Consider the following 24377-nt stretch of genomic DNA (forward strand, 5'->3'; position numbering starts at 1 on the left):
GCTCAGTCACGAGGGAGCTCCTCTTCAGTGAGGTACTTCTTGAGTTCGTCGCGCTCGAACAGTTCCAGCAGGTCGTCGCGCATCGGGATCTGGTCCTTCTTCACCACGGTGACCCCGTCGCCGTCGCTCTGCAGGGAGCAGACCAGGAGCAGCTTGCGCCACTCGGCGTTCATGCCGGGGAAGTCGTCGCGGGTGTGACCGCCGCGGGACTCCTCGCGCAGGAGGGCGGCCTTGGCGACGCACTCGGACACGGTCAGCATGTTGCGGAGGTCCAGGGCGAGGTGCCAGCCGGGGTTGAACTGGCGGTGGCCCTCGACCGTCATCTTCGCGATCCGGCCGCGGAACTCGGCCAGCCTGCCCAGTGCCTGCTCGATCTCGTCGGCCTTGCGGATGATGCCGACCAGGTCGTTCATCGACTGCTGGAGTTCCTGGTGGATCGTGTACGGGTTCTCCCCGCCCTCGAGCTCGAACGGCGCCAGTGCCTCGGCCGCGGCGGCGTCGATATCGGCCTCGGAGATCTGCGGCCGGTCCGTGCCGAGTGACTCGACGTACATCGCCGCACCGGCTCCGGCGCGGCGGCCGAAGACGAGCAGGTCGGAGAGCGAGTTGCCGCCGAGGCGGTTGGAACCGTGCATGCCGCCTGCTACTTCACCGGCGGCGTACAGGCCCTTGACCGAGGACTGTGCGGTGTCCGGCTCGACCTCGACGCCGCCCATCACGTAGTGACAGGTCGGGCCGACCTCCATCGGCTCGGCGGTGATGTCGACGTCGGCCAGTTCCTTGAACTGGTGGTACATCGACGGCAGCCGGCGCTGGATCTCCTCGGCGGGCAGCCGTGAGGAGACGTCCAGGAAGACGCCACCGTGCGGGGTACCGCGGCCGGCCTTGACCTCGGAGTTGATCGCGCGGGCGACCTCGTCGCGGGGGAGCAGTTCCGGTGGGCGCCGGTTGTTGTCGGCGTCCTTGTACCAGCGGTCGGCCTCTTCTTCGGTTTCTGCGTACTGCGCGCGGAACACGTCCGGCACGTAGTCGAACATGAACCGCTTGCCTTCGGAGTTCTTCAGTACGCCGCCGTCGCCGCGGACCGACTCCGTGACCAGGATCCCCTTCACCGAGGGCGGCCAGACCATGCCGGTCGGGTGGAACTGGATGAACTCCATGTTGATCAGGGTCGCGCCGGCCCGCATCGCGAGGGCGTGACCGTCACCGGTGTACTCCCACGAGTTCGAGGTGACCTTGAACGACTTGCCGACGCCGCCGGTGGCCAGGATGACCGCGGGGGCGTCGAACAGGATGAAGCGGCCGGACTCGCGCCAGTACCCGAAGGCGCCGGAGATCGCGTCGCCGTCCTTGAGCAGCTCGGTGACCGTGCACTCGGCGTACACCTTGAGGTTGGCCTCGTAGTCGCCGGTGGCTTCGAAGTCCTCCTGCTGCAGCGAGACGATCTTCTGCTGCAGGGTGCGGATCAGCTCCAGGCCGGTGCGGTCGCCGACGTGCGCGAGCCGCGGGTAGGTGTGACCGCCGAAGTTGCGCTGGCTGATCTTGCCGTCCGGGGTCCGGTCGAACAGGGCGCCGTACGTCTCCAGCTCCCAGACCCGGTCGGGGGCTTCCTGCGCGTGCAGTTCGGCCATCCGCCAGTTGTTCAGGAACTTGCCGCCACGCATGGTGTCGACGTAGTGCGTCTTCCAGTTGTCGTTGGAGTTCGCGTTGCCCATCGCGGCCGCGCAGCCGCCCTCGGCCATCACGGTGTGGGCCTTACCGAACAGCGACTTGCACACGATCGCGGTGCGCTTGCCCTGCTCGCGGGCCTCGATCGCCGCGCGCAGACCGGCGCCGCCGGCCCCGATCACGACGACGTCGTAGGTGTGTCGTTCCAGCTCAGTCATATCTCGCAGATCCTCAGTTCAAGAAGCGCAGGTCGGAGAACCAGCCGGCCGACAGCGCCATGATGTAGAAGTCGGTCAGGATCACGGTGAACAGCGACGCCATCGCGAACGTGCCGTGCTTCGGGTTCAGCTTGGACACGAAGGTCCAGTACCGGTACCGCAGCGGGTGCTTGGAGAAGTTCTTCAGCCGGCCGCCGACGATGTGCCGGCAGGCGTGGCAGGACAGCGTGTACAGCCAGAGCATCACCAGGTTGATCCAGATGATCAGCGTGCCCAGGCCGATCCCGAAGCCGCCGTCCTTGCCGTGGAAGGCGAGCACGCCGTCGTAGACGTTGAGGATGCCGAAGACCAGCGCGCCGTAGAAGAAGTAGCGGTGCAGGTTCAGCGCGATCAGCGGGAACTTGCTCTCACCGGTGTACTTCTTGTGCGGCTCGGGCACCGCGCACGCGGCCGGCGCGAAGAACAGCGACCGGTAACCCGCCTTGCGGTAGTAGTAGCAGGTGCCCCGGAAGCCGGCCAGTACGGCGAACGTGATGATGCTGAACGGGATGAACACCGGGAACTTCGGGAACCAGGTACCCAGGTGACTCGACCCCGGTACACACGACTCGGTGACACACGGCGAGTACAGCGGGGTCAGGTAGTGGTGCGCATCCACCCAGTACCACTTGTTCATGAAGATCCGGATCGTCGCGTAGACGATGAAGAAGCCCAGGATCACCCCGATCCGCAGCGGCGCCAGCCACCAGCGATCGGTCCGTGCGGTCTTCAGCCCGACCTGTGCACGCCCGGAGGCGTCAACTCCATGTGCCATCAGGGGGCACGCCGATCAGGTGCGCCGAAGCCTTCGTGCTCCGCGTCTGTCCACATGGACGCGTCATACTCCACGTCGGGAATCTCCTCGAGGTCCTCCGGAACCGGTCCGGGTCTGTGCTTCGGGTCGGGAGGGCCGAGCTCGGCCAGATCGTCGCTCAACCTGGCTACGTCGGACACGAGCCGGCGGACGCCGAGGGTGTCTCCGTATTCCTGGCTGAGCTTTCCGACGGCCGCATGCAGTGCTTCGAGCGCGCGGACTACGGGCGCGACGGCGCCGTTTGCCCCGGAAGTTGATCCAGCACCCATGCCGACTCCAGTGATGGTGTTGTAGCTGTCAGTATGGGCACACTTTGCCGCGCCCGGGCATGCAACGGAAGACCTCTCGGTACGGCGTGTTTCTACTTAGGGTTGCCTCAGTTGCCGACGGCCGACGAGTGGAGTAATGGAGTGAATCCGGCCTTCAGCACAACGAGATTCGCCGCCGGGGTCAACACCTCGACCTCGATCAGACCCGGCGGTCGGCGCGCGTTTTCGTAGCCCTGCCACGACCACGGCAGCACCTGCCCGCCCAGCACCAGCGCCGGGCGGCCGTCGTACCGGATCATGGCGCCGTCCGGGAGATCGGCCAGTGCCTGTACGGCGGTGCGTTGTCGGCGCGTGCGCGGCTCGACTCGTTGACTGTGCAGTACGGCGTCCATCGCGGGCGCGCGTGGGCGCTCGTCGAGCGCGTGTCCCTGCGCCCAAGCTCCGGCGTACCGCAGGAAGTCTCTGCGTCGGCAGTAATGACAAGGTCGATGACCGGCTGCGAGCGCGACGGCTTCGTCGAAGAAGAACAAGGCGGTCCAGCGTCCGGCCGGCATCGGATCGCGCTGAACTCCCTTCCAGTCAAGGACGCAGCAGATCCACGCCTTCGAGCGCCAGCGCGTCGTGCCGAGGCGGCGATCGGGGCTGTGCAGCGTGCCGCGGTTGCCCATGAGCAGGCCGCGGCCGTCCTCGGCCACGATCTCCTGGGTGGGAAGAACCCTGTTCTGCAACGGCATACGGCTCATCGTGCCGTACGCCACCGACGGTTTTTCGTTACATGTCTGACAGAGTTGTCCTGTGCAGATTGTTGTGGGAGTGGCCGTTGTCCGCGGCGAGCAGGTGCTGGCGGCGTACCGGCCGGGTCCCGAGGGCGGTTGGGAGTTCCCGGGCGGCAAGGTCGAGCCGGGGGAGACCGAGGCGCAGGCCGGGGTCCGGGAGCTGCGGGAGGAACTCGACCTGGAGGTTGAGATCGGCGCCTCGCTCGGACCGGGCGTGGACATCTCCGACAAGTACCGGCTGCACGTCTACCGGGCGACGATCGTCAGGGGAGAGCCGGTACGGCGGGAGCACGCCGAACTGCGGTGGTTCGCGGCCGCCGAACTGGTCGAGGCGGACTGGCTGGTACCGGATCGACCGTTCGTCAGGGCGCTGCGCGACCAGCTGTAGTGGCGGAAGTCACATCGTTCCGCAGGCGACGTTCCGGAGGCGGCGGATCACGCTGAGAAAACGGCCCCGACCGCAACTGTATGGGTCGTTTGTATGGGTTGTACCTGGTGAGTGGTCTACACCGACCGCGAGAATCCTTCTGCAAGCTACTGGGGAGGAGTGAGGAATGTCGGTGTATCAGGTCGTCCCTTCCGTCCGGAGGGAAGACGTCGTCACGGAGGATGTCTGCGAGATCTACGAACTGGGGTCCCGGCGGCAGACGCCGGCGGCGGTCAAGGAGCTGACCAGCCGTCAGATCGCGATCGGGCGGATGCTGTCCACCGGGACGAAGGACGCCGCGATCGCTCGGGAGCTCGGGCTGTCCCTGCGGACCGTCCGGGCCGAGGTCAGCGCACTGGTAGTCGGACTGGGTGCCAAGTCCCGGTTCCAGGCGGGGTGCCTGCTGGTTCGCCGCTTCGGCTGATCGGGAATAACTGTCGGGGCTGCGACGTAGTGTTTGGACATGGCTGAGCTCCCTGACCGGCGGTTGTTGCTGGTGCACGCCCACCCGGACGACGAGACCATCAACAACGGCGCAACGATGGCGCGGTACGTGGACGAAGGCGCCCACGTCACGCTGATCACCTGCACCCTCGGTGAAGAGGGGGAGGTGCTCGTTCCGGATCTGTCCCATCTGGCCGCTGACCAGACCGACCAGCTGGGACCACACCGGATCACCGAACTGGACGCCGCGATGGCCGAGCTCGGCGTCACCGACCACCGCTTCCTCGGTGGCCCCGGCAAGTACCGCGACACCGGGATGATCTACAACGAAGAGGGCAATGCCGACGTCCCGCCGGACACCCGCGAGGACAGCTTCTGGCAGGCCGATCTGCTGGCCGCGGCGAACGAACTGATCCCGGTCATCCGGGAGATCCGCCCGCAGGTCCTCGTCACCTACGACGAGTACGGGAACTACGGCCACCCGGACCACATCAAGGCACACCGCGTCGCCATGTACGCCGCCGCGCTGGCCGCCGCTCCGTCGTACCGGGAGGATCTCGGGCCGGCCTGGGACATCCCGAAGATCTATTGGACCGCGATCGTCGAATCGGCGATGCGGGAGAGCCTGCGGCAGCTCCGCGCGGCCGGAGACACCACGACCTTCGAGGGGATGGACCCGGAGGGTCCGATGCCGCCGATGATCACCCCGGACCGGTTCATCGACGCGATTATCGACGGCGGGCAGTATCTGGACCGCAAGATGAACGCGATGAAGGCGCATGCCACCCAGATCACCGTGGACGGCCCGTTCTTCGCCCTGTCGAACAACAACGGCAGCTCGATCTTCGGCGACGAAGGCTACCGGCTCGTCAAGGGCACGGCCGCCCCTGGTCCGAAGGGCGTCGAGGACGACCTGTTCGCCGGCCTGGAGTGACTGTTCACACATGCGAGTACCTCAGACCTTATTCATGAGCCGGGCATAGGCTGCTGAGGTGTCGACGCCCGAGCCCAGTGGGATCGTGCCGCCCGAGGAGTTCCGGGCGGCACTGGGCCAGTTCGCGGCCGGCATCCTGATCATGAGCACGCTGCAGGACGGCGTGGCCCATGCGATGACGGCCAACGCGTTCACCTCGGTGTCGCTGGACCCGCCGCTGGTGCTGGTCTGCGTCGACAAGGGCGTCCGGATGCACGACGCCGTCCTCGACTGCGGCTATTGGGCCATCTCGGTGCTGGCCGCGGACCAGCAGCCGCTGGCCGCGCGGTTCGCGCGGTCGGGGCGCGATCTGTACAGCCAGTTCGACGGGGTGGCGACCGAGGCCGGCCCGAAGTCCGGCTGCCCGGTGATCACGGGCTCGCTGTCGTGGCTGGAGTGCCGGACCTGGGCGACGTACGAGGGCGGTGACCACACGATCGTGGTCGGCGAGGTGCTCAGTCTGGGCCTCGGCGAGACCGACGGGCGCGGTGCGCTGATCCACCACGCCAGTCACTATCGGGAGCTGCCCGGACGCTGAGCGTGGCGATAGTGCCCCGCGGGGGACTTTTGAGGCAGGTGGGGCCTGCCCCAAAGGTCGGGAAGGCCTGCCCCGTCCCGTAAGATGTGCCCTTGTGTTCCGAGCGGGCACAGCCTGACCACGCCTTGAGCAGGAGGACTTAGTCCGGTGGGGAAGAAGCAGCTCGCGGGGATCATTGCCGCGGCAGGACTAGGTGTGTTCGTCGTGGGGTACGGCGCCGCCTTCGCGTTCGCCGGAGACAAGATTCCCGGTGACACCACCGTGCTCGGCATCCCGCTCGGCGGGTTGTCGCAGTCCGACGCCAAGACGAAGCTCGAGGCCGGGCTGAAGGATCGCCTGACCCAGCCGATCAAGTTCAAGGCCGGCGACTCCGCGACGGCGTACACGGTGAACCCGGCCGAGGCCGGGCTCGGCCTGGACTACGAGGCGACCATCGCCCAGGCCGGAGCCGGGCGCAGCCTGGCGCCTGCCCGGATCTGGCGCGCCCTGACCGGCGGTTCCGCGGTCGAGCCGGTGGTGACCAAGGACGACGCGAAGTTCCAGGCCGCGGTCGAGAAGCTCGCCAAGCAGGTCAACCGCCCGGCGACCGAGGGCTCGATCACCTTCGACGGCCTCAAGCCGGTCTCCCACAAGCCGGCCGAGGGACTCGAGCTGGACACCGCGAAGGCCGCCGACGTCGTCGTCGCGGCCTACCCGAACGGCGCCACCGCGGCGGACCTGCCGGTGCAGGTGACCAAGCCGCAGGCCGGGTCCGACGCGATCAGCAAGGCGATCACGGACTACGCCGAGCCGGCCGTGGCCGCGCCGATCAAGCTGACCGTCGGCGACAAGTCGGTCTCGCTCAACCCGTCCGAGTTCGCGCCGGCCCTGACCTTCACGGTCAAGGACGGTGTGGTCACCCCGACGCTGAGCGGCAAGCAGCTGGAGCCGCTGTTCCAGAAGCGGTTCAAGGCCCTGGAGACGCTGCCGAAGGACGCGACCTTCGAGATCGCGGGCGGCAAGCCGACCGTCGTACCGGCCGTCGACGGCATGGTCGTCGACCGCACCAAGGTGGTCCCGGCGATCATCTCGGTGCTGTCGAAGCCGGCCGGTGAGCGCAAGGCCGCGGTCGGCCTGGCGAGCACCAAGGCGAAGGTGACCACCGAGCAGGTGCAGGCGCTCGGCATCAAAGAGGTGATGGGCGAGTTCACCACGCAGTTCCCGCACGCGCCGTACCGCAACACGAACATCGGCACCGCGGCCCGCAAGATCAACGGCACGCTGCTGAAGCCGAACGAGATGTTCAGCCTGAACAAGATCGTCGGCGAGCGGACCAAGGAGAACGGCTTCACCGAGGGCAACATCATCAGCGGCGGCAAGTTCGTCCTGGACCTCGGCGGCGGGGTCTCCCAGTCGGCGACCACGACCTTCAACGCGGCCTTCTTCGCCGGGCTCAAGGATGTCGAGCACAAGGCACACAGCGTCTACATCACCCGCTACCCGATCGGCCGCGAGGCGACCGTCGCGTGGCCCTCGGTGGACCTGAAGTTCCTCAACGACTCCGGGAACGGCATCTACATCCAGACCATCTTCACCGCGTCCAAGCCCGGCAGCCAGGGCCGGATCACGGTCAAGATCTGGGGTACCAAGGTCTGGCAGATCACCGCCGGCGCCTCGGGCAAGTCGAACCACCGCGCCCCCGGCCTGGTCTACAACACCGAGCCGGGCTGCCGGCCGCAGGCGCCGACCGCCGGTTTCGACATCACGATCTTCCGGTACTTCGCGAAGAACGGCGTACGGCAGAAGACCGAGCAGTTCACCACGCACTACAACGCGGCCGACGACATCCGCTGCGAACCGAAGCCCGGGACCGAGACCCCGCCAGGGCCAGGTGGACCGGGTGGTCCGCAGAACACCCAGACCACCCCGCCGCGCAAACCGAGCTAACTGGCGGCGCTTCAGCTGCGATGGAGGGTGTGGAGTTCGGCAGCGACCTGGTTGAACAGGTCCTCGCCGATCACCGCACCCTCTCGCCGTACCTGGCCCGGTTCCACCCGTAATACGCGATCGAGGCGGACCTCGCTGGCGCGGCCCTCGCGGTCCCAGGCGCCCTTGCCGACGTCCATCCAGACCCGGCCCCAGCGGGCCTCGTCGGCGGCGTCGCGGTCGTGGTCCTTGCTGGTCAGGATCAGCGCCAGCAGGTACTGCCCGTCGGAACCGACCACGAGCACGGGCCGGTCCTTGCCGCGGTGGTGGTCCTCCTCGAACGGGACCCAGGTCCAGACGACCTCACCCGGATCCGCCACCCCGTCATCCGGGTGCGGCGTGTATTCGACCTGCACGGTGCCTTCGAAATCGCCCGGGTACTCAGGGCGCTCCACCACGTGATCCGCCATACCGGCAGAGCCTACTGGGCTGGGCTCCTGAGATAGCGGTACCGATACGCCTCGACGTACCCGAGCCGCTGGTAGGCCGTCACAGCGGGCAGATTGCTCTCCAGGACCTCCAGATAGGTCCGGCGACCGCCCTGCGGCCCTGCCCAGCGCGCGAGGCCCTGTACGACGGCTGCTGCCATCCCCTGACCCCGGTGAGCCGGTGCGACCCGGAGAGCGTCGATTCCGAGCCAGTGCCCTGTCATCGCACCTCGGCCGACCGCCACCGCCTCGCCGTCGACCTCGATCGTGGCGAAGACCGCCTTGGGGGCGCCTTCGAGCACAACTGGCGCTGGGGCGGGAACCGGTCCGTCGAAGGCGACGCCGTACCAGGCCTTGTCGGGGTGCTCGGCGAGCTGGACGTCGTACGGCGGGAGTGCGTTCACGTGGTCGAGCGTGGTGTGCATGACCAGTACGTCGGAGCGGTCGGGGTGGGCGTCGATCCAGCCCAGATCCTGGATGTCCGTGGCGGCCTGGCTGCCGAGGCGGATGTGAGCCTGGGGCGGTAGGCCGCGCTCGACGTAGAAGGCCTCAGCGCGCTTGAGCGCCTCGGTGAGCGGCATCCCGGGGTTGCCGGCCGGGAGCAGCGAGTTGCCGCGACCGGTCCAGCCGGAGGATGCCCGCAGCAACCACTCGCCCAGGTACACCGTTTCGGCCGCCGGCCGGCCCAGCGCGGTGGTCAGGAAGAGCTGCTCGACGTCGACCGGGCGCAGCGGCATCTCCGGGATCGGTTTGGCCGCGGTGATCGCCGAGAGCTCGATCTCATGCCGGCTGCTGTCGGCATGCCGGACCACCAGCTGACCCTCCCGACGGTCCTCGAGTACGCCGATGACGTCGGTTAGGCCACCCTTAATTCGATGCCGGACGACCACACGGTGTCCGATATCACGAGTACCAAGGCCTGACACGATCCGGACTCCTGGCAGAGTGGGCAGAGTATTACCGTGATACTAGAGACTCTTGCACCACCGCATCGCAGCAACCCGGAGCCCCACCGCTGCGCTTGCCTGCCATAGGAGGAGTAGCAGTGACCTACGTCATCGCGCAGCCGTGTGTTGACCTGAAGGACCTCGCGTGTGTCGAGGAGTGCCCCGTGGACTGCATCTACGAGGGCAACCGGATGCTGTACATCCACCCCGACGAGTGCGTGGACTGCGGAGCGTGCGAGCCGGTCTGTCCGGTCGAAGCCATCTACTACGAGGACGACACTCCGGAGCAGTGGAAGGACTACTACACCGCGAACGTCGACTTCTTCACCGACCTGGGCTCGCCCGGTGGCGCGTCCAAGATGGGCAAGATCGACAAGGACCACGCCTTCATCGCCGCCCTGCCCCCGCAGGAACACGACGAGTAACAAGCACTGAGGCACGGAGGTGGGGTACCAGCTACCCCACCCCCGTCAGCCCACCTTGACCTCGGCCGTGGCCAGGATCTTCTCGTTCGCGAGCTTGGTGCCGAACCAGCCGATCAAGGAGGCCGGCAGGCCCCACACCGCAACGGTCACGAGCGTGCGGATCATCGCCTCCTCGGCCGAGTCGGACGATTGCGTCCAGATCCCGGTCGCCGCATGCACGCCGCCATCCAGGCCGATGCCGAGCATTACGTAGGCGATCACGAGCAGCAGCCGCCCGAACCGATCGGCCGCGCTCCCCGCGTCCGGCCAGGTTGAACGCGATGTTCGGCCGGTGCCTTGCCCCCTGTTGTTCCATGTACACAGGGTGAGCGGGAACCTTCAGACAGTCTTCAGGTCAGTTGTCGAGGACGTCGACGTGCACGTGGTCGAGGTGCCGGAGGATCTTTTCGTCGCCGGAGCGGGATGGTGGGGTGTAGTCGCGCCAGCCGCTGTCCGAGCGGCCGCCGGCGGTCCAGATCTTGTCGCTGAAGATGACCGTGCGGATGTTGAGCATCTTGGCGCGGGCGACCAGGTACTGCGCCATGGCCCAGCCCTTGGTCGTGTTGGCGGCTGTGATCGGCCGGACGAACACGTCGACCGCGCGGCCCTCGTAGTGGGCTGAGCCCTCCATGTGCCCGGACTGGATCCCGCCCGGCGCATAACCACCGGTGGAGATCCGGCCGAACGTTGCCAGCAGATCCCGCCGTACGGCGTCCGCGCGGGGCGTCAGCCCGTTCTTGCCGACGGTCTGGACCGGTACGTCGTCCGGGTTGACCGTGCAGCTGAAGACGGCCTTCGAGTTGCCGGTCAGCGCGGAGGCGAGGACACGGGCATCGCCCTCGTGGTCGGCGTACGCGTTCGGGAAGGCGCTGCGCTGGACTCGGTCGGCGGCGACGGTGATCGGGAGCTTCTGGTAGTTCTTGATCTTCACCAGGGCGTCGTAGAACTTGCCGGATGCATAGTGCGGGTCCTGGACCTGCTTCGTCGTACCCCAACCCTGCGACGGCCGCTGCTGGAACAGGCCCAGCGAATCCCGGTCGCCGTGCTTGAGGTTGCGCAGGCCGGACTCCTGGTACGCCGTGGCGAGCGCGATCGTGACCGCGCGCCCGGGCAGCCCACGCCGTACGGCGACGCCTGCGATGATCGCGGCCGATTCCGCCTGCTCGAGGTCGAGCTGGACGGTGGCGCCGTTGACCGTGGCCTCGCACTGCTCCGGCGGAGGCAGCAGCGGGCCGAGGTCCTTCCCGCCGACCCAGGCCACAGCTCCGCCGATGACGAGGCTGAGCACCCCAATGGACCCCAAGGCGACGAGCACGCCTCGTTTCATCGGCATACCGCTCCCAACGTGCGGGAGCGGCGGCCTGGTTCCGGGGAGTAGATCACGATGTGATTGACGCTTGAACGCGCCCAGCGGTTGGCGCGATTCACGCGTTCGCGTGAAGGGCCTCGTTGAGGGTGATGCCCTCGCCCTTGCGCGGCCGCGCTTCGACCGCACCGGTGACCGAGTTGCGCAGGAAGAGCAGCCCCGGCTGACCGGACAGGTCGCGAGCCTTGACCACGGTGCCGTCCGGCAGGGTGACCTTGGTCCCGGCCGTCACGTAGAGACCCGCCTCGACCACGCAGTCGTCGCCGAGCGAGATCCCGGTACCACCGTTAGCGCCGAGCAGGCAGCGCTTGCCGATCGACACAACCTGCTTCCCGCCACCCGACAAGGTGCCCATGATCGACGCGCCGGCCCCGATGTCACTGCCGTCGTCAACCACGACACCCGCGACGATCCGGCCCTCGACCATCGACGTACCGAGGGTGCCCGCGTTGAAGTTCACGAACCCCTCGTGCATGACGGTCGTCCCCTCGGCCAGATGCGCACCCAGCCGCACCCGGTCCGCGTCCCCGATCCGCACCCCACTCGGTACGACGTAGTCCGTCATCCTCGGGAACTTGTCCACACTCGTCACGCTCAGGTGCTGCCCAGCCGCCCGCGCCCGCAGCCGCACATGCTCGATCTCCTCGACCGGCACCGGCCCGGCCGACGTCCAGGCGTTGTTCGGCAGCGCACCGAAAATCCCGTCCAGGTTCAACCCGTGCGGCCGCACCAACCGATGCGACAACAGGTGAAGCCGAAGGTAGGCATCCGCAGTCCCACTCGGCGCCTCCTCCAGCACGATCTGCGTGCTCACGACCTCCCGCCGTACCTCACGCAGCTCGTCGTTCCCCTCCGCCGCCACCAACTCCGCCGGCGCCTTCACATCCTCCGGCCGCTCACCCAGCTCCGGCGCCGGATACCAGACATCCAGCACAATCCCGCCGGCAGTAACAGTCGCAAGGCCAAAGCCCCAGGCGTGGGTCACGTTCGTCATAAGCACAGCCTGCCAGACACCCGGTGACGATCAGAAAAGGGGGACGGGAGAAAACAGAAGGGAAGGAAACAAAAGAGAAGAACAAAAAAGAACAAAACAAAGGAGAGTGGGCTCGGCGGATGGCTCGGCGGCACCCCACAGTTACTGTCCGCTGTGGCCAGGTTGTTGCAGCCCGAGATGACCCAGGAGGGGAGGCCCTGCGGCTGCGGCCAGGCTGGATTCCGTCGATGCACCAAGGGCCGCCGTGATTCGCGAGATGGCTATCCCGGCCTGACATCAGTCCTCTCCGCGTACGTCGGCTTGTTTCGTCGTGCAGAGTTTCCAGGCATCGCGGGTCCATTCGGCATCTCGAAGCGCGTTGTGAGCATCTGGCGGCGGCGGCATCTCGGCTTCGAGGTCGAGCAGGAGCTGGTCGGCCAGTTGCTGCACGTCGCGGCAATAAGCCGGCCAGCCGCCCGGAAGGCTCATCATCGGTCCGTAGAGCTGGCAGAGGGCAACCCAGTCGTACGCGGCGAAGTAGGCCCACCACTCGGGCTGGGGCCCGGCGAAGTCGACGAGCTGCTGAGCGATGTCCCTTCGAGGACGGGTTGGTCCGGTCAAGTGCGGAAGGACGTTGTCCCGGACCCATGGACCAGTCCGTTCGCGATCGGTCTCCGAAGGCTCCGCGTAGTAGGACTCGCCATCCTCTCGAATCACGCCGATCGACAGCAGTTCGATGGTCCGGCCATTGTCGATGAACTCGGTGTCGAACCACAGCTTCGCCATCGAGTCAGGATAACGAGGGCGTTTCCGGATGGCCCACAGATTGGCCCCTCCGCTCCGACGGCCGGCGCTGTGAGATGGAGGTATCGAGCCCGTCAGGGCGGTGGGTGATGCACGAGGTGCAAGCCCCTGCCCCATCGCCCTGGCTGTTCCACTGGAGGAGGCTGACATGGAGGCAGAGGCAGCTGTAGTTGCTCTGCTTGATCGCGATGCAATTGAGCGTGCGCATCACAAGTACTACGCAAGTCGTCGTGGCCAAGAGTGTGGTGAGCCGGACGAGTACGACCGCGAGTACGTCGACATCCTCTTAGAGATCCTCGCCCTGATGGTTCAGGACGGCCGGCAGGCGGACCGCCACCACTCATCAACGTGAGTTGGCTTGTCGGGTCTACGCGTGGCGGGCGGTTGCGGGTGCGTGATCGGAGAGGTTGGTGAGTGGCTGGGGTCCGGTGGGGTGGCCTGGAATCAGATTGTTTCGCCGATGTCGGGTTGGCGCTCACCGCAGGGGGCGGCTGCGCCGGAGGCGCCAATGGGGGAGTCGCCGCCGGAGGCGGTGTCCGTTGTTCGGTGGCATTTCGGGGGTGGTCGAAGGGGTTGGTGGGGGGACCGGCGGGCGGTATCTATACGTATAGATGAGGGGTGGTGGGGTGGCTAGGGTTACGCAGGCTGATGTGGCTCGGGCGGCGGGGACGTCTATGGCTGTGGTCAGTTATGTGGTGAACGGGGGGCCGCGGCCGGTGGCGGAGGGGACTCGGCAGCGGGTGCTGGCGGCTATCGAGCAGACGGGGTATCGGCCGGACGGGGTGGCTCGGGCGTTGGTCGGTGGGTCGACCATGACGTTGGGGTTGATCGTTCCGGATATCGCGAACGAGTTCTTCGCCGAGCTGGCGCGAGCGGTTGAGCATGCGGCTCGGGCGGCTGGGCGGACTGTGTTGCTGGCCAACTCGGAGGGGGATGCGCAGACCGAGTTGGCGTTGCTGGAGACGTTTTTGGAGCGGCGGATCGACGGGGTGGTGATCATCTCGCAGGCGCCGATCACGGCTGCTCGGATGTTGGAGCGGGCGGGGACTCGCCGGGTGTTCCTGGGAGCCGCCCCGCCGGATGACTCGTCGATCGGGGTGGACAACTTCGGTGGTGCGGTGGCCGCGACCATGCATCTGGTCGGGCATGGGTATGAGCGGATCGCGATGATCGGCGGTCCTGACCTCGACGAGGTGGCTGATGCTCGGCGGGACGGGTGGCAGCATGCGCTTACCTCGCTCGGCGCGGCGGAGGAGGGGGCCTTCGTGCATCAGCCGTTCACGGTCGACGGCGGGTACGTCGGCGGACTCGAACTGCTCGCTGGTGACACCCGACCGCAGGCGATTTTCGCCGCCTCGGATCGGCAGGCCATCGGGTTGTTGCGTGCGGCCGCCGACGAGGGAATCTCGGTACCCGATGAGCTCGCGATCGCCACGTTCGACGGTTCCGCCGCCTCGGCGTACGCCGTCCCTTCGCTGACCACTGTCCAGCAGCCGATCACCCAGATGGCCGACCTCGCGGTCCGCCAGTTGACCGCGCACGACGCTCCGCCGCTGCACGCCGTACTCGAGGTGGGACTGGTGATCCGCCGGTCCTGTGGTTGCTCCCGCCCTTGGCTCGAACCCCGGAGGCTCTGATGGTCCGCCGAATCGCCGCCGTACTCACCGTCCTGACCCTGCTCCCGCTCTCCGCCGCCCACGCTGCCGTCGGCGGTTGGTCCGCGCCCATCCGCCTGTACGCCGCCAGTGACGTCCAAGGCCGCGGTTACGCGTACGCGCCGAGCGTCGTGGCTGGCAGCCCGACCCGCATCTACAGCTGCCACAGCAAGGCCGCGAACACGACCCGCGACGACATCTTCCTGACCAAGATCGGCGGTACGTCGACCTCCGTGCTGACCGGGACCGGCTCCGGCTGGGACCACTTCCACAACTGCGACCCGAGCGTCGTACGGGTCAATGTGCCGTTCAACGGGCAGACCTACAGCTACGCGATGTTCTATCTCGGCAACGACGTCGACGCGTCGGCGCACAACGCGATCGGCGCCGCAGTCGCCCACAATCTCGACGGGCCGTGGGTGAAGCTGCCGAACCCCGTCATCCAGTTCCCGGGCAGCAACACCAGCGACTGGGGCGCGGGGCAGCCGACCGCGACGACGATCGACGCGGTGCAGGGGACAGTCGTCCTCGCCTGGACCCAGGGCCTGCCGAGTGGGAATGTCGGCAAGGCCGCGCAGGTGAGCTTCGGATCCGGTACGCCGGTCGTCCAGTTCGAGCGCGTACTTCCGATGGTCGGATCCGACACCGGCCTGAACAACTTCGACCTCGTCTATTCGCCACCGCGCGACCGCTTCTACATGGTTCGCGAGGGCCATCCGTACCCGAGTGGTTCGCAGCCGGACTACATCTCCGATCACGTGGAGATCGCGAGCATCTCCGGAGCCGGCTTCTGGGGCACGCCCGGTGTCGGCTGGACGGTCGAGAGCACGATCACCAGCGCCCGGACCGGCAAGCCGCGGACCCACAACCCGGGTTTCCTCCGCACGGTCTACGGCACCCTCCCGAACGAGTCCGAGCTGACTGTGGTCTATACCTCAGCCAACCTGGACCCGGACTCACTCTGGTCCTACACGCTCTGGCAGACGACCGCACAACTTTCTACCGACTCATAACGTCTAGTTCAGGAGACCACTCGAATGCGAGGCTGAGATGACCGTCCCCGTCATCAGCATCACTGACCTGTTCCATCCGCCGGAGGATCCGGGCATCGACCTGCTCATGGCCTACGGCCTGCCCGAGGTCGATCTGCGCGCGGTGATCCTGGGTGAGAAGCGGTCACCGGTCCCAGGGCTCGTCGGCCCGCGTGATCCCGGCGTTGTCGCGGTCACCCAGCTGAACGCCATCTTCGGCCGGGAGATCCCGTTCGCCTGGTGCCCGTTCGCCCGGATGCGTGACCCGAACGACAGGATGTGTGACGCTCCGCCCTCCCAGCAGCGGGGGATCGAGCTGCTCATTCACGCCTTGGCGGACAGCCCGGAACCGGTACACCTCCTGTCCTTCGGGTCGGCCCGGCCGCTGGCGGTCGCCTACAACCGGGCGCCGGAGGTCTTCCGCGAGAAGGTCGCCCGGATCCACCTGTCTGCCAGTACGACGGTTGACCCGCAGGCGATCATCCGGGTCGTCGACGCCGGTCTGCCGCTCTCGCTCTACCCGCACTCCGCCGACGACATGTACGACCGCCACAACACGTCCTGGACGCTGCCGGATCTGAAGTGGATCGAGGACATGCATCCGTGGCTGCGGCGCTATCTCGGCTACGCGCTCGGCGGCTCCTCGCGCCCCGACTTCCTGCGCGCGCTCGAGGAGGACGCGCCGGCGGACGTGATGGCCGACATCTACCACCGCACCCACTCGGTCCGCGAGACCGCCGTGTGGATGCAGGTAGCGGGTCGAGTCCTGGTACGGCGTACTGACGGGTGCCACGCGATCATTCCGGCCGCCGAGGTGTCGGCCGGGCAGACCGTGATCCGCAACGAGCAGGTCCCGTGCACGGTCCGTGCCACCCCGGACGGTCTCTATGAGTTCGACCTCGGCGGTGATGGGCAGACGACGGTCTTCATCCGCGACGATCCGGTCGAGTACGAACAGGCGATGATCGATGCGATGCCGGCCCTGTACAAGTCCTTCCGACCCAGCGGTCTGAGCTGACATCAGACCGGTCAGACGTGATCTACTCGTCGGATGCTTCCAGCTTGGCTTCCTCCTGCGGTCCTCGAGGCGACGCAAGCACCGGAGGTCGAGGCGCTGCACGGTGAACTGCTGAGGCAGTGGGCGTCGTCCGAGGTATGGCGGTTGTCGTACGGACTGCGCAGTGTGATCGTGAAGCGCGGGACGGACACGCAGTCGGGTGAGTCGGCGGCGTACGAGCGATTCGTGGTTCCACTGCAACTGCCCGCGCCGCGGATCTTGTACGGCGCGGGCGAAGTCCTGGTGCTCGAAGATGTCGGCCGGGTGACGCTGGAGCAGGAACCGACGGCTGAGGGTTTCGTCGCCGCGGCCGGGCTGCTCGCCGAGATCCGTTCGGCGCCGGTCGACGGGGCGAGCGAGTTTCCGCCGGAGCGGGTGAAGGAGTTGGCGGCCCGGATCGGGCGGATCAGCTTCGACGTGTCGCCGCTGACTGACGCCTTGGCGGCCTTGCACTCGTTGCAGCCGTCGCGGGTGGTGCACGGCGACTTCGTGCCGAAGAACCTGGTCACCGACGGGGTTCGCTGGACCGCGGTCGACTGGCCGCTCGCGCACCTCGCACCCCACCTCAGCGACCTGTACACGCTGATCCGCGAAGCAGTTGCCCTCGGCCACGATCGCGGTCCGATTGTCGCCCAGTACGTCGAAGCTGCCGGTGCGGACCCGTTTCTCGTCGACCGTCAGATCCTCGTCGGCGGAGCCTGCTTCTGCTTGCGGGCACTCGACTTCGTGGTCGCCGAAGGGTTGCAGACGATCCCCGAGTCGGCGGACTGGATCGACCCGCTGCTGGCCGAACTGGCGGATCTCGTGGAGCAGTTGTCGTGAAGCTGCTCGTTCTCGGCGGCACGAAGAACCTCGGTCGGCATGTCGTCGAGGCCGCGCTGCGTGATGGTCACGAGGTCACGCTTTTCAACCGCGGTACGACGAACCCTGGCCTGTTCCCGGAGGTTCGCCGACTGACCGGGGACCGCGCCGATCCGTCGGCACTGGCCGTGGGGGAGTGGGACTGCGTGATCGACATGTCCGGCTTCCTCGTGCGCGACGTGCGGTTGAGCGCTGAGTTGTTGCGGGACCGGGTCGGCCGCTACACGTACATGTCGTCCATCGCGGTCTACGCGGACCGGAAGACACCGGGGCAGGACGAATTCGGCGAGCTACTCCCTTGGCCGGTAGATGCCCTGGACAACGAATTCACGATGGATCTTTACGGGTCGTCGAAAGTGCGGTGCGAATCGTTGCTCACAGCCACCTTCGGCGACCGGACCGCCGCCGTACGGTCTGGTTTCGTGGTCGGTCCGTACAACCCGGACTTCGGCAACTGGGGTACGGCGCTTGCCACCGGCAACCGGATGGAGTCGGCGGCACCGCCTTCGCAACCCGTGCAGTACGTCGATGCTCGTGATCTCGCGGACTTCCTGCTGCTGGAATTGTCCGGTCCGATCAACGTCGTCGGCCCGACGCGGACGATGGGCGAACTGGCCGCCGCCTGGCAATCCGTCGTACCGGAGCCGGCGCCGATGGACTGGGCGCCCGCTGTGGATCGCTTCCACCTGGCCGACGAAGGGCTCTTCCGGCTGGACAACAGCCGCGCGCTGGCGGCCGGGTTGCGGCTGCGGGCGGACGAGGAGAGTGCCCGGGACTACGTCGCCTGGATCCAGAATGGGAACATCGCTCCTGACCCGCCGCATTAATTGTTCTAACATTGCCGCCGTGATCCTTGAGACAGGTGGAGGGCCGGGCGGCCCGACCAGCCCGCAGGCAGGCTTCAGCAGCGTGGACGCGGTGCGTTACGCCGGGACTACCGGTGGGCGCCAAGAGGCGTCGCTGAGCGTGACCGCTGGGGTGCTCCAGCGTGGGGAACGCCTGCGCTACAAGGTGTATCCGGAGCTGGACGAGCGGCTCGAGTACGACGCGACGTACGTGGCGGTGGACCTGGTTTTCACCGACGGGACGCGGCTGTCGGAGCTCGGGGCCGAGGATCAGTACGGGACCGCGTTCCACGCCTTCGGGCAGGGCGCCGCGAAGATCCTGTACGCCAACCAGTGGAACGACGTCCAGGTGGACCTCGCGGTCGCGGCCGGGAAGACGGTCGCGGACGTCGTACTGACCGTTGACGCACCGGCCTCCGGTACGACGTTCGTGGGCTGGATCGATGACGTGGAGATCGGGCCGGCGCCGCCGCGGCTCGACGGGTCGGACCTGGCCGCGTACGTCGACACCCGGCGCGGGACCAACGCGAGTTTCGCCTTCTCCCGCGGGAACACGCTGCCGATCACCGCGTGGCCGAACGGGTTCAACTTCATCACGCCGGTGACGGACGCGTCGACGTACCGATGGGCGTACGAGTACCACCGGCTGAACAATGCCGACAACCTGACCGAGCTGCAGGGGCTGACGTTCTCGCATCAGCCGAGCCCGTGGATGGGTGACCGCGACCAGCTGACGATCATGCCGGTCTCGGCGGCGACGCCGTTGGGTGATCCGGTGGCGCGGGCGGCGGCGTTCAGGCACGATGACGAGGTTGCTCGGCCCGATCTGTACTCCGTGCGTTTCACCGACGGCCTGCTGGCCTCACTGGCGCCGACGGACCATGGGGCGATCTTCCGGTTCACGTTCCCGGCCGATGCAGCTGGGCGTCATCTGGTCTTCGACACGATCGACGAGAACGGTGCGTTCGCCTACGACGACGGTGCGCTGACCGGCTGGGTCGAGAGTGGCGCGGAGACCGGGCGGACCCGGATGTTCTGCTACGGCGTCTTTTCAGAGCTTCCTTCGTTCGGTCCTGCGGATGGCGGGCGGGCGAACGCGCGGGCGGCGACCTTCTCCGCGGATGAGGTGACATTGCGGATCGCGACGTCGTTCATCAGTGTCGACCAGGCCCGGCGCAATCTGTCGCTGGAGCTCGAAGGACGTTCCTTCGAGGAGATTCAGCAGGCGGCCAACGCGATCTGGAACGAGCGGCTGGCGGTGATCCGCCCCGAGGGCGCGACCGAACCGCAGTTGCGCACGGTCTACGGCAACCTCTATCGACTCAACCTCTACCCGAACTCACAGTTCGAGAACACCGGTACGGCGGAGGCGCCGTCGTACGCGTATGCCAGTCCGGTCATCCCGACCGTGGACGGGCAGGCGGTGGTGAAGCCGGGGAAGATGTATGTGAACAGCGGGTTCTGGGACACGTACCGGACCGCGTGGCCGGCGTACGCGTTCCTCTATCCGACGCTGGCTGCGGAGCTGGTGGACGGGTTCGTGCAGCAGTACCGCGATGGTGGGTGGATCGCGCGGTGGTCCTCGCCGGGGTATGCGGATTGCATGACCGGGACCTCGTCGGATGTCTCGTTTGCCGATGCCTATTTGCGTGGGGTCGAGCTGCCGGATCCGTTGACGACGTACGACGCCGGGCTGCGGAACGCGACCGTCGTACCGTCTGAAACCGAGGTCGGGCGGAAGGGCGCGACGACCGGATTCTTCAACGGGTACGTCAGCACGGACACCGAGGAGAGTGTGTCCTGGTCGCTGGAGGCGTACCTCAACGACTTCGGGCTGGCCGCGATGGCCTCGCGGCTGGCGGACGACCCCAGCGTTGGTGAGCTTCGCCGTGAGCGGTTGCGGGAGGAAGCGGCGTACCTGTACCGGCGTTCGCAGAACTACGTGCTGCTCTTCGACCCGGCGATCAACTTCTTCCAGGGGCGGCGGCCGGACGGGTCCTTCGCGCAGACGCCGGAGGAGTTCGACCCTTGTGAGTGGGGCGGCGACTTCACCGAGACCGACGGCTGGAACTTCGCCTTCCACGTCGCCCACGACCCCTGCGGCCTGGCCGGTCTGTACGGCGGCCCGGCCGGTCTCGAGGCCAAGCTCGACGAGTTCTTCGCGACGCCGGAACTGGCCACGAAGAAGGGCTCCTACGACATTGTCATCCACGAGATGCTCGAGGCCCAGGCCGTCCGGATGGGTCAGTTCGGCTTCAGCAACCAGCCGGCCCACCACATCGCCTGGATGTACAACTACGCCGGCGCCCCGCACAAGACGCAAGCCATCGCCCGCGAGGTCCTCGACCGCCTGTACGTCGGCGAACAGATCGGCCAGGGCTATCCTGGCGACGAGGACAACGGCGAGATGTCGGCCTGGTACCTCTTCGCCGCCCTCGGTCTGTATCCCCTGCGCGTCGGTGCTCCCGAGTACACCATCGGCTCGCCCCTCTTCCCGCGCGTCACCGTCGCACCCATCGGCGGAACCCCACTGGTCATCACGGCCTCGGGCGTCGACCACCCGTACGTCCAAGAACTCCGCGTCGACGGCAAACCGTTGTCCGTGGCATCAATCACCGACACCGCCCTGCAATCGGCCTCGCTCGTCGAGTTCGTCCTAGGCCCGGAACCCTCCGACTGGGGCACCCTGCAATCCCCGCCGTCCCTCTCCTCCGACGTCCCAGCACCACTGGTCGACCTGATCCCCTTGGATCCGTCGAACCCACTCTTCGACAACACCGCCGCCACATCGGCCGCAGTCTCAGTTGTCGAGTGGTCCCTCCCAGCCCCGGCAACCGCAGCCTTCTACACCCTCACCTCAGCCACTGCCGACGCCCCAACCTCCTGGCGCCTGGAAGCCTCCCCCGACGGCACCACCTGGTCCACCCTCGACGAACGCACCAACGAAACCTTCCCCTGGCCCCACCAACTCCGCCCCTTCCAAATCCCCACCCCCGCTCCCCACCAGCACTACCGCCTAACCTTCCCAACCCCTGCCACGTTGGCCCAGCTAGAACTCCTCCACTAGCTGGCCCCTTGAGTTGGGGGGTTGCCCCATCAAATTCTCAGTGGGCAACCCCCCAACTGACTGGATATCCATCGAGCTGGGGGGTTCGCGGAACGGCGGGCTTGGGGTTCGCGGAACGGCGAGGCGGTTAGGCGGCGGCTCGATGGAGGCGGGACTCGGCTTGGTCGAGTACGGCGGTGAGGGCGACTGGGGGTGGTTCCAGAGGATCTCGGCGCGGGCGTTGTGGAGGGCCGGCCAGAGAATCGCCGTCCAGGCGACCTCTAGTTCGTCGGCGGTGAACTCCCGTTCCTCCTGGTAGGCAACGAGAAACGCCTCGGAACTGGCTAGCGGGGCGAGCGTGGGAATCTCGGTGCTGGCGAACGCGCCCGCAGCGGCACCGACCAACGCGGGCTCCGGCAACCACGCGACGCTGTCCCAATCATGAACGACGTACGGCGTGTGCCCGTGCCAGCGCAGGTTCTGGGCTTCCCAGTCCGCGTGACCGAGTACATGTCGCATCGAGCCCGCTCTGAGCAACCGCCGTCGCGCCCGACGTGCGATCGCCACCAGATCCGCCCGCACCGAATCCGCACCCGGCCTCGTGTCGTGAACCGCGTTCGGCGGCCATTCGCGCGGTCCGTCGTGATCCCACCAGACCCACTCCGGATTAGGCAGTGGCGGCGGCAACTGCAGTCGCCGCGTCACCTCCATCACCGCGGAATACAGTCGGGCCGACCGCTTCGCCGTACCGGCATCGTTGCCCGGGCAACCTCACCCTCAGGCCGCCACTCCTCCGCATGCACCACCCGATCGCCTACCACGCTCACCCCGGTCAACGGGCGAGCACAAGGCAACCCAGCCTCAACCACCGCTCGCTGCACCGCCAAACAGGTTGCCACCCGCTCACCACTCGGCCGCGCCTTCAGCACAACCTCGCGGCCGTCATCCAGCCGCAGTCCCCACACCTCACTCATCACCGAAGCAGCCAACAACACCTCAACCGGCCGAGCCCCCAGCTCCCGCCCACACCACTCCTCGACCCATGGCTCGATCTCCACAGCGCCGCCGCCTAACGGCGTTGGGGGAGTCGCACGACGAGGTACTCCTTCGCGCGCGAGTTGATCTGGCAGCCGGCTGCATACTGCTCCGCGCTACCGCGGTCGGCAAAGCGATACGCCTGCGACTCCCGGCCCCACCCGGAGTTCCGCCTCGTGGCGCCTTCGCCGCACCAGAAGAGGATTCCGCCATCGTCGAGACGCACACAGACCGCCCATTCGGCGACCCGCGGAGCCAACCGCGTCCCAGCTCGTTTCGGCACCGGGCTACGAGGCGAGGCGTTCGCGGGTACGGCGGGGGGTGGGCTCGGGTGGGTTGATCTCGGTCCAGACGTCGTCGAGGGAGAGGTCGAGGACGTCGGCGATGGCGGCGATGGTGGGGAAGGCCGGGGTGGCGACGCGGCCGGACTCGATCTTGCGGAGGGTCTCGGGGGAGACGCCGGCGTCGAGGGCGGTGTCGAGGATGGAACGATCACCACGGGCTCGGCGCAGCAGGGCGCCGAGGCGCTGTCCGCGCTCGATCTCGGTGGGGGTGAGGGGCAGCCTGACCATGATGGGATTATAGTACCGGTATAGTTATTGGTTGCGTGAGAGGGACGCCCGCATGATCGAGATCCTGAGCTCCACCGAGCTCACCCAGGCGACGAGGACCGGCGCCCTGGTCGGCACCATCCTGCAGACCTTGAAGAGCCGGACCACGGTCGGTACCAACCTGCTCGACATCGACCAGTGGACCAAGGCGATGATCGCCGACGCCGGCGCCCAGTCCTGCTACGCCGACTACGAGGCCTCGTTCGGCCGCGGCCCCTTCGGCCACTACATCTGCACGGCCGTGAATGACGCCGTACTGCACGGCAAGCCCTCGAACCACACCCTCGCCGACGGCGACCTGCTGACCCTCGACCTCGCCGTACTCCAAGGCGGCGTGGCCGCCGACGCCGCCATCAGCTTCATCGTCGGCGACACCCAGCCCGCCGAGAGCCTCGCCCTGATCGCCGCCACCGAACGCGCCCTCACCGCCGGCATCGCCGCCGCCCAGCCCGGCGCCCACATCGGCGACATCTCCCACGCCATCGGCACCGTCCTCACCGCCGCCGGCTACCCCATCAACACCGACTTCGGCGGCCACGGCATCGGCTCGACCATGCACCAGGACCCCCACGTCGCCAACACCGGCCGCCCCGGCCGAGGCTACAAACTCCGCCCCGGCCTCCTCCTCGCCCTGGAACCCTGGGTCATGCAAGACACCGCCGACCTCATCACCGACCCCGACGGCTGGACCCTCCGCAGCGCCACCGGCGCCCGCACGGCCCACACCGAACACACCATCGCCATCACCCCCGAAGGCCCCCAAATCCTCACCCTCCCGCACGCCTGACCGCCCCCACCCGGACCGCCCCCACTCACCAACCTCCGCGAGGCGGTCTCCCGCACGCTCAACCACCGACCGAGAACCGCCCACGACGGCACTTGGTGAGTGGCACAGGTCCGCAGAACCCAGGATGTGGCGGTCATCGGCGTCCGGAAGACTGATCACGTCGATCAGCGGCTCGAAGCCGGTTACCACTGCGTCGCGGACTGCCTTGTTCATGAGTTGGCGAGTGCGGTCAAGCCGCGCTGAGTCGAGGTCGGGCCGATTGCTCTTCAGGTTGCGAAACGTCTCATCCAGGATGGCGTCGGTCCACTTGGCTTGCACCAGCCCGGCCTGTGCGAC

At 67.3% G+C, this 24377-nt stretch carries 28 protein-coding genes; 14 read left to right on the forward strand and 14 right to left on the reverse strand.

Annotation, left to right across the window (positions count from 1 at the left end; all coding sequences use genetic code 11):
- Positions 1 to 2 precede the first annotated feature (2 nt).
- The 4 genes from ABD231_RS16400 to ABD231_RS16415 all read right to left on the reverse strand — a co-directional run bounded on the left by ABD231_RS16400 (position 3) and on the right by ABD231_RS16415 (position 3742).
- On the reverse strand, positions 3 to 1886 hold the full coding sequence (locus ABD231_RS16400; protein ID WP_344151778.1) for a fumarate reductase/succinate dehydrogenase flavoprotein subunit: 1884 nt from the start codon (positions 1884 to 1886) through the stop codon (positions 3 to 5).
- 13 nt (positions 1887 to 1899) lie between these two features.
- The gene (locus tag ABD231_RS16405; protein ID WP_344151781.1) at positions 1900 to 2700 is read right to left on the reverse strand and encodes a hypothetical protein; all 801 of its coding nucleotides are present in this window, start codon (positions 2698 to 2700) and stop codon (positions 1900 to 1902) included.
- Positions 2700 to 3008, reverse strand: a complete 309-nt coding sequence (locus ABD231_RS16410; RefSeq protein ID WP_344151784.1) for a hypothetical protein — start codon at positions 3006 to 3008, stop codon at positions 2700 to 2702. Before ABD231_RS16410 ends, ABD231_RS16405 begins: the two co-directional genes overlap by 1 nt.
- 107 nt (positions 3009 to 3115) lie before the next feature.
- The gene (locus ABD231_RS16415) at positions 3116 to 3742 is read right to left on the reverse strand and encodes a hypothetical protein (RefSeq protein WP_344151787.1); all 627 of its coding nucleotides are present in this window, start codon (positions 3740 to 3742) and stop codon (positions 3116 to 3118) included.
- A 61-nt stretch (positions 3743 to 3803) separates the two neighbouring features.
- On the opposite strand from ABD231_RS16415, the gene ABD231_RS16420 reads away from it, so the two are divergent.
- The 5 genes from ABD231_RS16420 (at position 3804) to ABD231_RS16440 (ending at position 8092) form a co-directional block, all read left to right on the forward strand.
- Entirely contained in the window at positions 3804 to 4172 is a 369-nt protein-coding gene (locus ABD231_RS16420) for a (deoxy)nucleoside triphosphate pyrophosphohydrolase (protein ID WP_344151790.1), read from the forward strand.
- 166 nt (positions 4173 to 4338) lie between these two features.
- Positions 4339 to 4635 carry a LuxR C-terminal-related transcriptional regulator gene (locus ABD231_RS16425; protein ID WP_344151793.1) on the forward strand — a complete coding sequence of 99 codons (297 nt, stop codon included), beginning with the start codon at positions 4339 to 4341 and terminating at the stop codon, positions 4633 to 4635.
- 39 nt (positions 4636 to 4674) lie between these two features.
- Positions 4675 to 5589, forward strand: coding sequence for an N-acetyl-1-D-myo-inositol-2-amino-2-deoxy-alpha-D-glucopyranoside deacetylase (gene mshB, locus ABD231_RS16430; RefSeq protein WP_344151796.1), 915 nt, complete (start codon positions 4675 to 4677; stop codon positions 5587 to 5589).
- 58 nt (positions 5590 to 5647) lie between these two features.
- Positions 5648 to 6166 (forward strand): flavin reductase family protein, encoded by a 519-nt coding sequence (locus ABD231_RS16435; protein ID WP_344151799.1) that lies wholly within the window; start codon positions 5648 to 5650, stop codon positions 6164 to 6166.
- Positions 6167 to 6313: 147 nt separating this feature from the next.
- Complete coding sequence (locus ABD231_RS16440) at positions 6314 to 8092, forward strand: VanW family protein (RefSeq protein ID WP_344151802.1); 1779 nt, start codon at positions 6314 to 6316, stop codon at positions 8090 to 8092.
- A gap of 11 nt (positions 8093 to 8103) precedes the next feature.
- Here ABD231_RS16440 and ABD231_RS16445 read toward each other — a convergent pair whose 3' ends face one another.
- Both ABD231_RS16445 and ABD231_RS16450 read right to left on the reverse strand, forming a co-directional pair.
- Positions 8104 to 8541, reverse strand: a complete 438-nt coding sequence (locus tag ABD231_RS16445) for a type II toxin-antitoxin system PemK/MazF family toxin (RefSeq protein WP_344151805.1) — start codon at positions 8539 to 8541, stop codon at positions 8104 to 8106.
- Between the two features lie 11 nt (positions 8542 to 8552).
- Complete coding sequence (locus tag ABD231_RS16450) at positions 8553 to 9449, reverse strand: GNAT family N-acetyltransferase (protein ID WP_344151808.1); 897 nt, start codon at positions 9447 to 9449, stop codon at positions 8553 to 8555.
- Positions 9450 to 9604: 155 nt separating this feature from the next.
- On the opposite strand from ABD231_RS16450, the gene fdxA reads away from it, so the two are divergent.
- Positions 9605 to 9931, forward strand: coding sequence for a ferredoxin (gene fdxA, locus ABD231_RS16455; protein ID WP_171676019.1), 327 nt, complete (start codon positions 9605 to 9607; stop codon positions 9929 to 9931).
- A gap of 45 nt (positions 9932 to 9976) precedes the next feature.
- On the opposite strand, the gene ABD231_RS16460 is transcribed toward fdxA, so the two are convergent.
- The 4 genes from ABD231_RS16460 to ABD231_RS16475 all read right to left on the reverse strand — a co-directional run bounded on the left by ABD231_RS16460 (position 9977) and on the right by ABD231_RS16475 (position 13095).
- Entirely contained in the window at positions 9977 to 10192 is a 216-nt protein-coding gene (locus ABD231_RS16460; RefSeq protein WP_344151811.1) for a hypothetical protein, read from the reverse strand.
- Between the two features lie 133 nt (positions 10193 to 10325).
- Positions 10326 to 11303 carry a VldE C-terminal domain-containing protein gene (locus ABD231_RS16465; protein WP_344151814.1) on the reverse strand — a complete coding sequence of 326 codons (978 nt, stop codon included), beginning with the start codon at positions 11301 to 11303 and terminating at the stop codon, positions 10326 to 10328.
- Positions 11304 to 11394: 91 nt separating this feature from the next.
- Positions 11395 to 12330, reverse strand: coding sequence for a 2,3,4,5-tetrahydropyridine-2,6-dicarboxylate N-succinyltransferase (gene dapD / locus ABD231_RS16470; protein WP_344151817.1), 936 nt, complete (start codon positions 12328 to 12330; stop codon positions 11395 to 11397).
- A gap of 276 nt (positions 12331 to 12606) precedes the next feature.
- Positions 12607 to 13095, reverse strand: coding sequence for a 3'-5' exoribonuclease domain-containing protein (locus tag ABD231_RS16475; protein ID WP_344151820.1), 489 nt, complete (start codon positions 13093 to 13095; stop codon positions 12607 to 12609).
- A 166-nt stretch (positions 13096 to 13261) separates the two neighbouring features.
- Between ABD231_RS16475 and ABD231_RS16480 the strand changes: the two genes are divergently transcribed.
- The 7 genes from ABD231_RS16480 (at position 13262) to ABD231_RS16510 (ending at position 21629) form a co-directional block, all read left to right on the forward strand.
- Positions 13262 to 13465, forward strand: coding sequence for a hypothetical protein (locus ABD231_RS16480; RefSeq protein ID WP_344151823.1), 204 nt, complete (start codon positions 13262 to 13264; stop codon positions 13463 to 13465).
- A gap of 259 nt (positions 13466 to 13724) precedes the next feature.
- Positions 13725 to 14750: a LacI family DNA-binding transcriptional regulator gene (locus ABD231_RS16485; RefSeq protein ID WP_344151826.1), complete on the forward strand. Its 1026-nt coding sequence runs from the start codon at positions 13725 to 13727 to the stop codon at positions 14748 to 14750.
- Positions 14750 to 15781, forward strand: coding sequence for a glycoside hydrolase family protein (locus tag ABD231_RS16490; protein ID WP_344151829.1), 1032 nt, complete (start codon positions 14750 to 14752; stop codon positions 15779 to 15781). The genes ABD231_RS16485 and ABD231_RS16490 overlap by 1 nt, the downstream gene beginning before the upstream one ends.
- Before the next feature lie 37 nt (positions 15782 to 15818).
- Complete coding sequence (locus ABD231_RS16495) at positions 15819 to 16817, forward strand: hypothetical protein (protein ID WP_344151832.1); 999 nt, start codon at positions 15819 to 15821, stop codon at positions 16815 to 16817.
- Between the two features lie 33 nt (positions 16818 to 16850).
- Positions 16851 to 17678: a phosphotransferase family protein gene (locus tag ABD231_RS16500; protein ID WP_344151835.1), complete on the forward strand. Its 828-nt coding sequence runs from the start codon at positions 16851 to 16853 to the stop codon at positions 17676 to 17678.
- Positions 17675 to 18544, forward strand: a complete 870-nt coding sequence (locus ABD231_RS16505) for a Rossmann-fold NAD(P)-binding domain-containing protein (RefSeq protein ID WP_344151837.1) — start codon at positions 17675 to 17677, stop codon at positions 18542 to 18544. Before ABD231_RS16500 ends, ABD231_RS16505 begins: the two co-directional genes overlap by 4 nt.
- A gap of 19 nt (positions 18545 to 18563) precedes the next feature.
- Complete coding sequence (locus tag ABD231_RS16510) at positions 18564 to 21629, forward strand: GH92 family glycosyl hydrolase (protein ID WP_344151840.1); 3066 nt, start codon at positions 18564 to 18566, stop codon at positions 21627 to 21629.
- On the opposite strand, the gene ABD231_RS16515 is transcribed toward ABD231_RS16510, so the two are convergent.
- Genes ABD231_RS16515 through ABD231_RS16530 form a run of 4 tightly spaced genes read right to left on the reverse strand, consistent with a single transcriptional unit; the run spans position 21612 to position 23215 of the window.
- A complete protein-coding gene (locus ABD231_RS16515) occupies positions 21612 to 22313 on the reverse strand; it encodes a hypothetical protein (RefSeq protein ID WP_344151843.1) in 702 nt (233 codons plus the stop codon). The genes ABD231_RS16510 and ABD231_RS16515 overlap by 18 nt on opposite strands.
- 5 nt (positions 22314 to 22318) lie before the next feature.
- Positions 22319 to 22666 carry a hypothetical protein gene (locus tag ABD231_RS16520; protein ID WP_344151846.1) on the reverse strand — a complete coding sequence of 116 codons (348 nt, stop codon included), beginning with the start codon at positions 22664 to 22666 and terminating at the stop codon, positions 22319 to 22321.
- A gap of 11 nt (positions 22667 to 22677) precedes the next feature.
- Positions 22678 to 22926: a hypothetical protein gene (locus ABD231_RS16525; protein WP_344151849.1), complete on the reverse strand. Its 249-nt coding sequence runs from the start codon at positions 22924 to 22926 to the stop codon at positions 22678 to 22680.
- Positions 22927 to 22930: 4 nt separating this feature from the next.
- A complete protein-coding gene (locus tag ABD231_RS16530) occupies positions 22931 to 23215 on the reverse strand; it encodes a helix-turn-helix domain-containing protein (protein WP_344151852.1) in 285 nt (94 codons plus the stop codon).
- A 52-nt stretch (positions 23216 to 23267) separates the two neighbouring features.
- On the opposite strand from ABD231_RS16530, the gene map reads away from it, so the two are divergent.
- A complete protein-coding gene (gene map / locus ABD231_RS16535; protein ID WP_344151855.1) occupies positions 23268 to 24041 on the forward strand; it encodes a type I methionyl aminopeptidase in 774 nt (257 codons plus the stop codon).
- The last annotated feature ends 336 nt before the right edge of the window (positions 24042 to 24377 follow it).

This window comes from Kribbella yunnanensis, assembly GCF_039529655.1.
GTDB classification, from domain to species: domain Bacteria; phylum Actinomycetota; class Actinomycetes; order Propionibacteriales; family Kribbellaceae; genus Kribbella; species Kribbella yunnanensis.